The following is an 11,841-nucleotide window of genomic DNA, read 5'->3' on the forward strand; positions in this document are numbered from 1 at the left end:
GACCGCTCCATCGGCCGCCCGTACTGCTCCGGCTTCTGCTGCATGTACACGGCCAAGCAGGCCATCCTGACCAAGGACCACATCCCGGATTCCAAGTCCTTTGTCTTTTACATGGATATCCGCGCCAACGGAAAGATCTACGATGAGTTCACCCGGCGCGCCATGGAAGAATACGGCACGGAATACATCCGCGGTCGTGTGTCCAAGATCTATCCCGATGGCGAGGGGCACCTCGTGGTCAAGGGCGTGGATACCCTGCTGGGCGAAGCCGTGGAAATCAATGCCGACCTGGTGGTGCTGGCCGTGGGCGTGGAAGCCGCCAAGGGTTCGCCCGCGCTGGCCGAAAAGCTGCGCATTTCCTACGACAACTTCGGCTTCTTCCTGGAAAGCCACGTCAAGCTGAAGCCCGTGGAAACCAATACCGCCGGCGTCTATCTGGCCGGCGTGTGTCAGGGCGTCAAGGACATCCCGGCCTCCGTGGCCCAGGGGTCCGCTGCCGCCGCCAAGGTGCTTGCCCTCTTCTCCAAGGACAAGCTGGAAAATGACCCGCAGATTGCCAGCGTGGACATGAAGCGCTGCGTGGACTGCGGCAAGTGCATCCGCTGCTGCCCCTTCGGCGCCATCAAGGAAGTGGAATTCCGCGGCAAGATGTACGCCCAGGTCATCGAAACCGTCTGCCAGGGCTGCGGCCTCTGCACGGCCACCTGCCCGCAGGGCGCCATCCAGCTCTCCCACGCCACCGACAACCAGATTCTTGCGGAGGTTAACACGCTATGCCAGTGCTGAACGGCAAAGAACTGCGAATTGTGGGTTTTCTCTGCAACTGGTGTTCCTACGGCGGTGCCGACACCGCCGGGACGGCCCGTGCAGGACAGCCCACCGACCTGCGTATCATCCGTGTGCCCTGTTCGGGGCGCATTGATCCGCTCTTCATCGTCAAGGCGCTGCTCAACGGGGCTGACGGCGTGCTGGTTTCCGGCTGTCACCCCCGTGACTGCCACTACTCTGCGGGCAATTTCTATGCCCGCCGCCGGCTGGAAGTGCTCAAGCAGTTCCTGCCCGTGCTGGGTATTGACGACCGTCGCTTCGAGTATACCTGGGTGTCCGCCTCGGAAGGCCAGCGCTGGCAGCATGTGGTGCAGACCTTCACCAGCCGCATCCATGAGCTTGGCCCCGCGCCCCGCTTCGAGCAGACGGACAAGCTGCTCAAGGTGGTGGACATGGCCCTGACCTCCCTGCGTCCCCTGGGCACCGGCCAGAAAAACAAGCTGGACGAACTCAAGGCCGCCATCAAGGCCAAGCTGCCGGAGCTGGACCTGGTCATCGGCTGGCAGCAGGGCTATGACGCTGCCCGCACGGTGCCGCTCTTCATGCGCACGCCCGAAGACGTGGACAAGCTGGTGTGGGGTCCCTTCAATGTCAACAATCCCGCCGTCTACCTGCCCCAGTACAAAGGCAAGAAGGTGGGCATTGTGGTCAAGGGCTGCGACGCCAAGTCCATCGTGGAACTGGTGCAGGAAAACCTCATCAACCGCGAGGACGTGACCATCTTCGCCATGCCCTGCGAAGGCACGCTGGATATGGCCCGCGTCAATCAGGAGCTGGGTCGTTATACCACCATCGACAGCGTGGTCTATGACGAGGCCGGCGTGACCATCACCGCTGACGGCAAGGAACACCGCTTCTGCATGACCGACTACGCCCAGGGCAAATGCTATGGCTGCACCATGCCCACGGCCGTCATGTCCGATACCCTCATCGGTACGCCCACGGAAGTGCAGCCCGGTCCCTTCACCCCGCCGGAACTGGCCCTGCTGGACTCCATGAGCCTCAGCGAGCGCATGGCCTTCTGGCATGCCCAGATGGAGCGCTGCATCCGCTGCTATGCCTGCCGCAACGCCTGCCCCATGTGCGTCTGCCGCGACTACTGCATTGCCGAAAGCCGCGAACCCCACTGGATGTCGCAGGAAGACAGCGTCCGTGAAAAGCTGTACTTCCAGACCATCCATGCCATGCACCTGGCCGGGCGCTGCACCGGCTGCGGCGAATGCCAGCGGGCCTGCCCCGTGGGCATCCCCATTCTGGCCCTGCGCCAGCAGATCGGCCGCGCTGTGGGGCAGCTCTTTGACGGCTACAAGCCCGGCGTGAATCCCGAGGCCGTGCCCCCGCTGCTGGGGTACGAAGTGGAAGAAAAGAACATCCATGAGAGGGAGTGGAAATGAGCATCACCCGTTTTGTAAAGCCTGAGGGCCTCCCGGCGTTTCTGGCTCACCTCTCCAAGGACGCCCGCGTGCTTGCTCCGGTGGTGAAGCCTGCCGACAAGAAGTCCGTGGTGTTTGAACCGTGGGAGGAAGGCAAGGAATTCACGCTGGAAAAGGCCACCGTCCCGGCCAAGGCGGCGGTGCTGCCCCCGTGTGAAACCCTGGTGACCTACCGCAAGGTCAAGGACCCCGCCAACCCCGAACAGGTCTCGCTGGAACTGGACGATACGCCCAGCGCCGAGCCGACGGTGGTTTTTGCCTCGCGTCCCTGCGATGCCCGCGGCTATGCCGTGCTGGACCGGCCCTATTTGCAGGGCCCCATTGTGGACCCCTACTACAAGGCCCGGCGCGAACAGCTGACCGTCATCAGCCTGACCTGCAACAGCGGCTGCAACACCTGCTTCTGTCACTGGGTCGGCGGCGGGCCCACCTCACCCGAGGGGTCGGACATTCTCATGACCGAGCTGCCTGACGGCTATGTGCTCCAGGGCATTACCCCCAGGGGCGACGCCCTGCTGGAAGCGTCCGGTCTGGAAGACGGGCAGCCTCGCTTCAAGGAGGTGGAAGAAGTTCGCAAGGCGGCCTGGGGCACGCTGGTCAAGGCGCCCAACCTTAAGGAGGCGCCGGCCAAGGTGGCGGCCAAGTTCACGGATGTGGACTTCTGGACCCGCGAGACCGACCGCTGCCTGTCCTGCGGAGCCTGCACCTACTTCTGCCCCACCTGCTACTGCTTCAATATCAGCGATGAAGGCGAAGCCACCAGCGAGAAGGGCGGACGCCGCCTGCGCACCTGGGATACCTGCATGGCGCCCCTGTTCACGCGCGAGGCCAGCGGTCACAATACCCGCATGGAAAAGTCCCTGCGCATGCGCAACCGCGTGTCGCACAAGTTCTCCACCTATCCCGAGAACTGGGGGAGCTTCTCCTGCAGCGGCTGCGGACGCTGTGTCAGCAACTGCCCCGTGAGCCTGGACATCCGCCAGATCGTGCTGGATGCCATCAACGACGACAACAAGGCCGCCAAGGAGGAGAAGTAAGGCATGACTACTGAAAGCAAGAAGGGCGGCATGCTGCGCGAGCTGACGCCTCGTCCCCTCCCGCAGGGCAATCCCTACAAGCCCATGCCGGCCACCGTGGTGGAAACCATTCAGGAAACCGGCAATATCAAAACCATCCGCGTGGTGCTTGATGACGCCGAGCAGATGAAGAACTTCACCTACGAGCCGGGCCAGGTGGGGCAGCTCTCCGTCTTCGGTGCGGGCGAGTCCACCTTTGTCATCAATTCGCCGCCGTCCATGAAGGATTACCTCCAGTTCTCCGTCATGCAGGCGGGGGAAGTGACCTCGGCCATCCATCGCCTTTCCGTGGGCGACAAGGTGGGCGTGCGTGCTCCCCTGGGCAACTTCTTCCCCTACGAGGACTGGAAGGGCAAGAACATCTTCTTTGTGGGGGGCGGCATCGGCATGGCGCCCATCCGCACCATCATGCTGCATGTTCTTGAGCGCAAGAAGGATTACGGCAAGGTGAGCCTGCTCTACGGGGCCAAAAGCCCCCGCGACATGGCCTTCAGTTACGAGGTGCAAGGCTGGCTGGACAATCCCGATCTGGACTGCCACCTGTGCATCGACAATCCCGCCGAGGGCTGGCAGCACCGGGTGGGCCTTATCCCCAACGTGCTGACCGAAATCGGCCCCAAGCCGGACAACTGCGTTGCCGTGCTCTGCGGTCCGCCCATCATGATCAAGTTCACGTTGCAGGCCCTGGAAAAACTGGGCTTCCAGCCGGAAAACATCGTCACTACGCTGGAAAAGCGCATGAAGTGCGGCATCGGCATCTGTGGCCGCTGCAATATCGGCAGCCACTATGTGTGCATTGACGGTCCCGTCTTCACGCTGAAGCAGCTGAACGGCCTGCCGCCGGAACTCTAGTCCCGGCAGACGGCATGACACTCAGGGCGGCGGATGCAGGCATCCGCCGCCCTTTTGCTGTTTCGGAAAGGGGAAGGGAAGAGAAAGGCAGGGCTGCGGGCTGTTTCAGGCTGCGGGCGTACCGGTAGGACTGGGGCCGCGAAGGGGGGCGGAAATCCGGTCCGGGCCAGATGCCGGGCAGCCTCGGGGACAGACTTGGGTCAGGCCACGTTCGGGCCAGGCTCGAACCCTCTCGAACTTGGGTCAGGCCACGTTCGGGTGTGCCCCAGGCAGACAGCCCCGGTATCCGTCGCAGGGCATGCCGCGCACGGCCAGGGGCGGAAAGGCCGCCGCCTGCCGGCGATCCGTGGGTCAGGTCCAGCAGGAAACGCGACGGCCGTCGCCATCCCGGAAGGCACCCACCAGAATGAGGATGCCGTCGATGACGGCCCAGATATAGCCGAGCATCAGGCCGATATAGCCCACGAAGACCAGGGCCAGCAGCAGACTGGCAAGAAAGAGCAGCAGCATGAGGCAGGCGGAAAGCGGCCGCCCCACATAGAAGCGATGGGCGCCGGTCATGCCCAGAAAAAAGCAGAGCAGCAGGGCCACAAGCCGGCTCTTGGGGCTGGCATAGGGATCAACAGCGGTAATGATGACGGTATCAAAGGGATGCCCGCAGCCGGGGCAGAAGGCCGCCGCATCGGACAGGTCCCGTCCGCAGTGGGGACAACGCATGGCAGTGTACTCTCATACGGAAAGGGCAGCCCGAAGGCTGCCCGTGAACAATGGGGACAGAATGGGAAACGGTCTAGCGGATGGCGCAGTTGCCGTCCTTGCAGGTTTCCGAGGGCACGACGGGCGTGGCCTGGAAAAGGACGATCTGTTCCTTGCCGTTGACAGTGGTCAGCACCAGGGAATAGCGCATAAGCCCCTGGGGCAGGGGCGGAACGGCCATGCCGCGCAGAATGCCGTTACCGGTCAGCAGGTCATTGTTGCCGATGATGGAGCGGCGCACATTGGTAATGGTCAGGTGATTGATGACCAGGCGCTTGTTCTTGAGGCTGTCAAGGAAGTGTTCCTTGTCCTGAATATGGCCGTTGGCGCTGATGTGCCAGTAGTTGGGCGCAAGGAGCTTTTCCAGCGCCTCCACATCGGCCGTCATGACGGCATGGGCATACAGCTCCACCACGTCAGCCTTGGCCTGGGCCGGAAGGGCACGACAGGTCAGGGAAAGGGAAACCACGGCAAGGACCAGAAGGCAGAGACGTACCAGCTTCATGAAAGACTCCTTGATGGGGATCATCCGGCGGGGCAAGGCCCGTATGGTTACTTTCTTTCAGACTAGGCAGGTGCGTCCCGCCTGTCAAGCCGCGCACGGCGCGTGGCCGGGGGGGGACGGCCCGGCGCATTGCCAAGGCCGGCGCTTTTGCCTATCTTGGGAGAAATAAACGACAGAGAGGCATTCATGCTCACAACCGTTCTGCAAAGTATCGGCAATACGCCGCTGCTGCATCTTGCTCCCCTGTGTGCCGACCTGCCCGGCAAGGTCTGGCTCAAGCTGGAAAATCGCAATCCCGGCGGCTCCATCAAGGACCGGGTGGCCTTCCATATGGTGGACAGGGCCTTGGACCGTGGAGACCTGGTACGGGGGGGCACGCTGGTGGAAGCCACCAGCGGTAACCTGGGCATCGGTCTGGCCCTGGTGGCCTCTGTGCGCAAGCTGAAGTGCGTGCTGACCATGCCCGAAACCATGAGTGTGGAGCGCCGCCGCCTGCTGGCCGCCATGGGCGCAGAGGTGGTGCTGACGCCTGCGGCGGAGGGCATGGAAGGTTCGCTCAGAATGGCCGAAAAGCTGGCGAAGGAACGCAATGGCCTCATTCTGGGGCAGTTTACCAACCCCTGGGCCGTGGAAGCCCATTACAGCAGCACCGGTCCGGAAATCTTTCATGACAGCGTGGGCACCATGCATGTGCTGGTGGCCGGCGTGGGGTCCGGTTCCTCCATCACGGGCATTGGCCGCTATCTCAAGGAAAACGGCACGGATGTGATGGTCCTGGCGGTGGAGCCGGCGGAATCGCCCCTGCTTTCCGGCGGTCAGGCCGGCCAGCACGGCATTCAGGGCATCGGCGCCAATTTCATTCCGCCCATTCTGGACCGGGAGCTGCTGGACGGCGTCATGACCGTTTCCACGGAAGAAGCCAAGGACATGGCCCGGCGCCTCATGCGCGCCTGCGGGGTCTGCGCGGGCATCTCCACGGGGGCCAATGTGGTGGCCGCCCTGCGTGTGGCTGCCCGTCCGGCCATGCGGGACCGCAATATTGTGACGCTGGCCTGTGATACGGGCGAGCGCTACATGTCCACAGACCTCTTCTGATTTTACGCCGTCCGCTGCCGCGGAGCACGGGGACAGGGGCGCAGCCGTCCGTCAGGGGCGGATACGCCCCTGTCCCCGGTATGGCAGCATAGCCTGCAAAAACAACAAGGCCCCGTCCGCCAGCGGCGGACGGGGCAACCGGCACCTGAGGAGCGACGTGCCGGCCAGGGAAACGGACCGTGCCCCGCGGCAGGCCGCTGTCAGGCGGCTCCGGGGGAGCGGTCGTTTTCCTGTTGTGTCGTGCCGGGAAGGGGCCAGGAACAGCCGTTCCCCCATGGTCCCTTCCCGGCACTGTGCTGTGCAAAAGCGCTTAGCGGCGGAGCCGCGGGGCAGATGCCGCGCCCTCAGTGCCGGGCCATGGGGGCCAGCGAGTTGCGGTAGATGCGGGCCACGCGTTCGCGGTTGCCCTCCACGGGTGCCAGAGAAACCAGCAGCCCCAGCGAGGGCGTCTTTTCCACCAGGTCACAGAGGGGGGCCACATCCGCTTCACTGAAGCCCACGGACGTGAGCTTTTCCGTTACGCCCAGCCCGAAAAGCCACTGCTCCACGGCGCGTGCCACTCTGGGGGCCTCATCCGGCATGCCGGCAAGTCCCGGTACAATGGGCTTGAGAATATGGGCCAGCACCTGCGGCCGGGCCGGGTAGCATTCCTCGATGACGGCGGGCAGCAGCATGGCCAGTCCCAGACCGTGGGCCAGCGTGGGCTTGAGCGCGCTGAGGGGATGTTCCAGGGCGTGGGTCAAGTGCAGCATGCCATTGTCAAAGGCCGTGCCGCCCAGCATGGCCGCGTAGACCAGGGCGTAGCGCGCCCGCAGATCGTCGGGGTGTGCCAGAATGCGCGGCAGGTTGGCATGCACCAGGCGCACCGTTTCCGCTGCCAGCATGATGGCAAAGGGGTTGGAGCAGGTGGTGGTGGCGGCCTCCACCACATGGTTCACCGCATCAATGGAGACATAGCGCGTCTGATTGGGGGAAAGGCCGCCCATGAGCGCCGGATCATCAATGGCATAGCGCGGATAGAGGCAGTCATAGGCGATGGCGGGCTTGTAGTTGAGCCGGGTGATGGTGGCCACGGCAAAGCGGTTTACCTCGCTGCCTGTGCCGTGCGTGAGATTGATGGCCACAATGGGCAGGGCCTTGCGGGGCGTAAAGGCATAGCAATAGAGTTCTTCTGCTGTTTTGCCGGCATTGGCCAGCAGGATGGCCGCGCTCTTGCCGCAGTCGATGGGGCTGCCGCCCCCGATGCACAGCACGGCGCCCGCGCCGGCCTCACGCCCCAGCGCCGTGGCCTCGTCCACACTGTCGGTGGTGGGATTGGGGGTGACCTTGTTGTACAGGGCAAGCCGCAGGCCATGCCGGGCTGCCGCCGCTTCCACCTTGTCCCAGGCGCCGGTAATCTTGTAGGAATGTCCGCCCGTCACGCACAGAATGGAGGCAATGCCTTCTTCCTTGAACTGGGCAAAGATCTCGTCGATTTTTTCCACCGCACCTACGCCCAGGTAGGTAGTTGTTTTCGTTCTGATTTCCCTGACGGTATCGTACATGCTTTCATCCCACATGGGGAGCCTCCTTTGGCTGTTTGGCCATTGCAGAGACAGCCTAGGCCGGTCCGTGGCAAAGGTCAATATTTTGTGCCATATTTCACATTTTTTTTTTGCGGCAGAGCCATTTCCCTGGCGGCATCTCGCAGCTTCGCCATAATATGAGCGACAAAAGCGGTGTTTTTTGGCGAACGCCATAAAGAAACAGGTCAGTATGCCAAGAAAAGGCTGTCGAAGCCATGTGAGGGAGAGCACGAGACGCACGCTCATGCGGGCAGGCGGAAGGCACCGGGGCATGCTGGCTGCGGTATTGCCAGCCGTGCGGCGGCGCTGCCCGGAGGAGGTGCCGGGGGATGTGCCGGATCGGGATGTGGCGGGACAGGGCGTGATGCAGGCGCGTCGCCGCATGCGCTGCGGACAGGAAGGGGCGGGCGTTGACAGGGCGGCAAAATGCAGCGGCTCCGCCGGATGGCGGAGCCGCCTGGGCAAGCAGAAGTGTGGCGGTAATCAGAGATTGGCGCCGATGATTTCGCCGAACTGGCGGCAGCCCACCACGCGGGAGCCGGAAACCTGGTCGGCCAGGTCCACGGTCACGGCCCTGCCGGCAATGGCGGTGCTCATGGCCGTGCGGATACGTTCCGCCGCGGCGGGGTAGCCCATGTGCTCCAGCATGAGGGCACCGCACAGGATGACGCTGCCGGGATTGGCCTTGTCCTGGCCGGCAATGCCCGGCGCGGTGCCGTGGGTGGCTTCAAAGAAGGCCAGGGTATCGGACATGTTGACGCCGGGGGCCAGGCCCAGACCACCCACCTGTGCGGCCAGCGCATCGGAGAGATAGTCCCCGTTGAGATTGGGCGTGGCAATGACGTGGTACTGGTCAGGATGCAGGAGCACTTCCTGGAACATGGCGTCGGCAATGCGGTCCTTGACCATCAGGCGGCCGGGGACGGCCTCCTTTTCGGTGCAGGTCTGGTCGCCGAACTCGGTGGCGGCCACATCATAGCCCCACTGGCGGAAGCCCCCTTCCGTGAATTTCATGATATTGCCCTTGTGCACAAGGGTCAGGCTGGGCTGTCCGGTAGCCAGCGCGTAGCGCAGGGCGCGACGGACCAGACGGGAAGAACCGAAGGCGCTCATGGGCTTGATGCCCACAGCAGCATCCTCGCGGATCTTGGTCACGCCGAATTCCTCGCGCAGGAAGGTGATGAGCTTTTTGGCTTCCGGCGTCTGGGCGGCGTATTCGATGCCCGCGTAGACATCTTCGGTATTTTCGCGGAAAATGGTCATATTGACCTTTTCCGGATGCTTGATGGGCGTTTCCAGACCGCTGAAATGGCGGATGGGCCGGATGCAGGCATACAGGTCCAGCGTCTGCCGCAGGGTGACATTGAGGCTGCGGTGCCCCGTGCCCACGGGCGTGCCCAGCGGTCCCTTGATGGCCACTTCGGCATCACGCAGGGTGGTCAGGGTGGCTTCGGGCAGCCATTCTCCCGTCTCTTTCTTGGCCTTTTCGCCGGCCAGCAGTTCCACCCATTCGATGCGGTCTTCGGAGACGGCCGCCAGGGCCGCGTCAATGATCGGGCGTGCCGCCTGCCAGATTTCCTTGCCGATGCCGTCGCCTTCTATCCAGTAAACAGTCTTTTTCATGGCATACTCCGCGCATGTGTCCGGAAGTCTGCGGTCCGGAAGCGCCGCTGCCGTGAGGCAGCCTGGGGTGAGAGAAAAGGGGGAGGTTGCCCTCCCCCTGTGTGTCTTGTGACGGGACCCTATTCGTCCTCTTCGGAGTGTACTTCCTGCTTGAGGGACTGGGCGCGCTGCATGAGCTGTTCCAGCTGAATGTCCGCACCCAGAATGCCCACGATATTGTCCTTGTCGTCCGTGACGGCGCAGGACACGGTGATGACCAGCTTGCCGGTGAACTGCGACTGGTACACGTCCATGATGTGCAGGGCGCCGGTGCGGGTGGGCACGGTGAACCACTCGCGCTGCGAGAAGTCATAGCCGATGGGCAGGGCCTCGTAGCGTTCCTTGTAGGCCGGGTCCGTAATGGCGGAGCACTTGAGCTTGCCTTCCGTATCCGTGAGATACAGATACTGGATGAAGGGGAACTCGCGGGCAAAGGCGTCCAGACGGGCGCAGGCATTCTTGCCGAAGTCCAGCAGATCGGGCTGCTGGGCCAGGCGAATGATGAGGTGCCCGGCAAGGTCGCCGGCCAGCTGCTTCACATGGTCGAATTCGGAATGGAAGAGTTCCGGCATGAACTTCTGGGCCAGGGCTTCCATTTCCTCATGGGACATGCTGGTGGTGCGGCCGTGTTCGTACAGGTCCACGATGGCGTCGTAAATCTTGCCCACGGCCGGATGCTTCTTGGAAACCTGCTTTTCGGGCGGCAGCTTGAGATTGACATTAAGCCAGTAGGCCACGCCGGCGCGGCCCGTCTTGTCGGTGATGGTGATGGGCACCGGGCGTCCCAGCAGGCGTGTGGTGTCAAAGATATTGTAGATTTCCTCGTTCTTGGCCAGACCGTCGGCATGCACGCCCGCGCTGGTAGCATTGAAGTCGCGCCCCACAAAGGGATAGTTGTAGGGAATGCGGTAGTTGAGGTCCTTTTCAAAGAATTCGGCCACTTCGGCCAGAATGGTGGTATCGGCGGCGGCATCGTCTCCCGTGAGGGAGATATATTCCACCAGCATGGCTTCCAGCGGGGTATTGCCCGTGCGCTCGCCAAAGCCGAAAAGTGTGCAGTTCACCGAGCCGCAGCCGTAGAGCCAGGCCGTGACCCCGTTGACCAGCACCTTGTGGAAGTCATTGTGGCCGTGCCATTCCAGCCACTGGCCGGGCACGCCGGCCTCGTCGGTAAAGGCGCGCACAATGCGCTGCACCGAACGGGGCAGGGCGGCGCCGGTATAGGGCACGCCGTAGCCCATGGTGTCGCACAGGCGGATCTTCACGGGCATGCCGCTCTGGCGCGCCAGCTCCATGAGGCGCTGGGCCAGGGGCAGGCAGAAGCCGTAGATATCGGCACGGGTCACGTCCTCAAAGTGGCAGCGGGGAATGATGCCCCAGTCCAGCGCCTGTTCGGCCAGCTTGACGTACATGTCCATGGCCTGGCGGCGGGTTTTGCCCAGCTTGAGGAAGATGTGATAGTCCGACACGCTGGTCAGCATGCCGGTTTCGTCAAATTCCATGTCGCGGGCCAGCTTGAGGTCATCCTTGTTGGCGCGTATCCAGGCCGTGACCCGGGGAAAGCGGTAGCCCCGCGCCCGGCAGACATCGATGCACTTGCGGTCCTTGGCCGAATACAGGAAAAATTCCGACCCGGTGATGAGGCCGCTCTTGCCGCCCAGACGATGCAGGAAGTCGAACATCTTGGCCACCTGCTTTACCGTATACGGCGGGCGGGCCTGCTGGCCGTCACGGAAGGTGGTGTCCGTGATGCGCATCTGCTCGGCCGGTCGGGGGGCGAGCAGTACATCGTCAAAGGAGGTGCGGCAGATGTTCGTATAGGGGAAGAGATCCCGATACAGCTGGGGCTGTTCCACATCCTGCAAGGGCAGCGGCCGGCTGCCGCTGGTCTGGTAAATGATGCTCATGTCCATCCTTTGCCCTTTCGGGGCGGCTTCGAGATAGGAGAGGGAGCCATCATAGCCGTATCGTGCCGCTGCGTCAAAGCATACGGCAGCCCCGCAGCGAGGGAACACCGCCTCTTGCCAGACGGAGCCAATGGCGGAATAATGGCCGCCGCAAAAGCGGCC

General features: G+C 63.2%; 10 protein-coding genes. 5 read left to right on the top strand and 5 right to left on the bottom strand.

Translation table 11 applies throughout. The features are described 5' to 3' along the window. From Q0J57_RS09890 to Q0J57_RS09905, 4 genes are all read left to right on the top strand, one after another. On the top strand, positions 1–786 hold a 786-nt coding region (locus tag Q0J57_RS09890; protein WP_297219779.1), incomplete at its 5' end, for a 4Fe-4S dicluster-binding protein. Next, entirely contained in the window at positions 774–2,222 is a 1,449-nt protein-coding gene (locus tag Q0J57_RS09895) for a hydrogenase iron-sulfur subunit (protein WP_297219781.1), read from the top strand. The genes Q0J57_RS09890 and Q0J57_RS09895, both read left to right, overlap by 13 nt. After that, positions 2,219–3,298, top strand: a complete 1,080-nt coding sequence (locus tag Q0J57_RS09900) for a 4Fe-4S dicluster domain-containing protein (protein WP_297219783.1) — start codon at positions 2,219–2,221, stop codon at positions 3,296–3,298. Before Q0J57_RS09895 ends, Q0J57_RS09900 begins: the two co-directional genes overlap by 4 nt. Before the next feature lie 30 nt (positions 3,299–3,328). Continuing rightward, the gene (locus Q0J57_RS09905; RefSeq protein WP_297219822.1) at positions 3,329–4,189 is read left to right on the top strand and encodes an FAD/NAD(P)-binding protein; all 861 of its coding nucleotides are present in this window, start codon (positions 3,329–3,331) and stop codon (positions 4,187–4,189) included. Positions 4,190–4,540: 351 nt separating this feature from the next. On the opposite strand, the gene Q0J57_RS09910 is transcribed toward Q0J57_RS09905, so the two are convergent. Continuing rightward, the gene (locus tag Q0J57_RS09910; protein ID WP_297219785.1) at positions 4,541–4,906 is read right to left on the bottom strand and encodes a TM2 domain-containing protein; all 366 of its coding nucleotides are present in this window, start codon (positions 4,904–4,906) and stop codon (positions 4,541–4,543) included. Positions 4,907–4,979: 73 nt separating this feature from the next. Next, positions 4,980–5,450, bottom strand: coding sequence for a nuclear transport factor 2 family protein (locus tag Q0J57_RS09915; protein ID WP_297219787.1), 471 nt, complete (start codon positions 5,448–5,450; stop codon positions 4,980–4,982). Between the two features lie 186 nt (positions 5,451–5,636). On the opposite strand from Q0J57_RS09915, the gene cysK reads away from it, so the two are divergent. Next, on the top strand, positions 5,637–6,545 hold the full coding sequence (gene cysK / locus Q0J57_RS09920; protein ID WP_297219789.1) for a cysteine synthase A: 909 nt from the start codon (positions 5,637–5,639) through the stop codon (positions 6,543–6,545). A 344-nt stretch (positions 6,546–6,889) separates the two neighbouring features. Here the strand turns inward: cysK and Q0J57_RS09925 are convergent, their stop codons facing one another. From Q0J57_RS09925 to Q0J57_RS09935, 3 genes are all read right to left on the bottom strand, one after another. Next, positions 6,890–8,104 carry an iron-containing alcohol dehydrogenase gene (locus tag Q0J57_RS09925; protein ID WP_297219792.1) on the bottom strand — a complete coding sequence of 405 codons (1,215 nt, stop codon included), beginning with the start codon at positions 8,102–8,104 and terminating at the stop codon, positions 6,890–6,892. Positions 8,105–8,593: 489 nt separating this feature from the next. Beyond that, on the bottom strand, positions 8,594–9,733 hold the full coding sequence (icd, locus tag Q0J57_RS09930) for an NADP-dependent isocitrate dehydrogenase (protein WP_297219794.1): 1,140 nt from the start codon (positions 9,731–9,733) through the stop codon (positions 8,594–8,596). A gap of 119 nt (positions 9,734–9,852) precedes the next feature. Beyond that, the gene (locus tag Q0J57_RS09935; protein WP_297219796.1) at positions 9,853–11,679 is read right to left on the bottom strand and encodes a cache domain-containing protein; all 1,827 of its coding nucleotides are present in this window, start codon (positions 11,677–11,679) and stop codon (positions 9,853–9,855) included. Between the last annotated feature and the right edge of the window lie 162 nt (positions 11,680–11,841).

Origin of the sequence: uncultured Desulfovibrio sp. (assembly GCF_944324505.1) — a bacterium.
Lineage (GTDB): Bacteria > Desulfobacterota > Desulfovibrionia > Desulfovibrionales > Desulfovibrionaceae > Desulfovibrio.

Bases quoted from the DNA above. Each gene is read 5' to 3' on its own strand.
- icd (WP_297219794.1), bottom strand. From the start codon at position 9,733: ATGAAAAAGACTGTTTACTGGATAGAAGGCGACGGCATCGGCAAGGAA.
- Q0J57_RS09915 (WP_297219787.1), bottom strand. From the start codon at position 5,450: ATGAAGCTGGTACGTCTCTGCCTTCTGGTCCTTGCCGTGGTTTCCCTT.
- Q0J57_RS09935 (WP_297219796.1), bottom strand. From the start codon at position 11,679: ATGAGCATCATTTACCAGACCAGCGGCAGCCGGCCGCTGCCCTTGCAG.
- Q0J57_RS09910 (WP_297219785.1), bottom strand. From the start codon at position 4,906: ATGCGTTGTCCCCACTGCGGACGGGACCTGTCCGATGCGGCGGCCTTC.
- cysK (WP_297219789.1), top strand. From the start codon at position 5,637: ATGCTCACAACCGTTCTGCAAAGTATCGGCAATACGCCGCTGCTGCAT.
- Q0J57_RS09900 (WP_297219783.1), top strand. From the start codon at position 2,219: ATGAGCATCACCCGTTTTGTAAAGCCTGAGGGCCTCCCGGCGTTTCTG.
- Q0J57_RS09895 (WP_297219781.1), top strand. From the start codon at position 774: ATGCCAGTGCTGAACGGCAAAGAACTGCGAATTGTGGGTTTTCTCTGC.
- Q0J57_RS09905 (WP_297219822.1), top strand. From the start codon at position 3,329: ATGCTGCGCGAGCTGACGCCTCGTCCCCTCCCGCAGGGCAATCCCTAC.
- Q0J57_RS09925 (WP_297219792.1), bottom strand. From the start codon at position 8,104: ATGTGGGATGAAAGCATGTACGATACCGTCAGGGAAATCAGAACGAAA.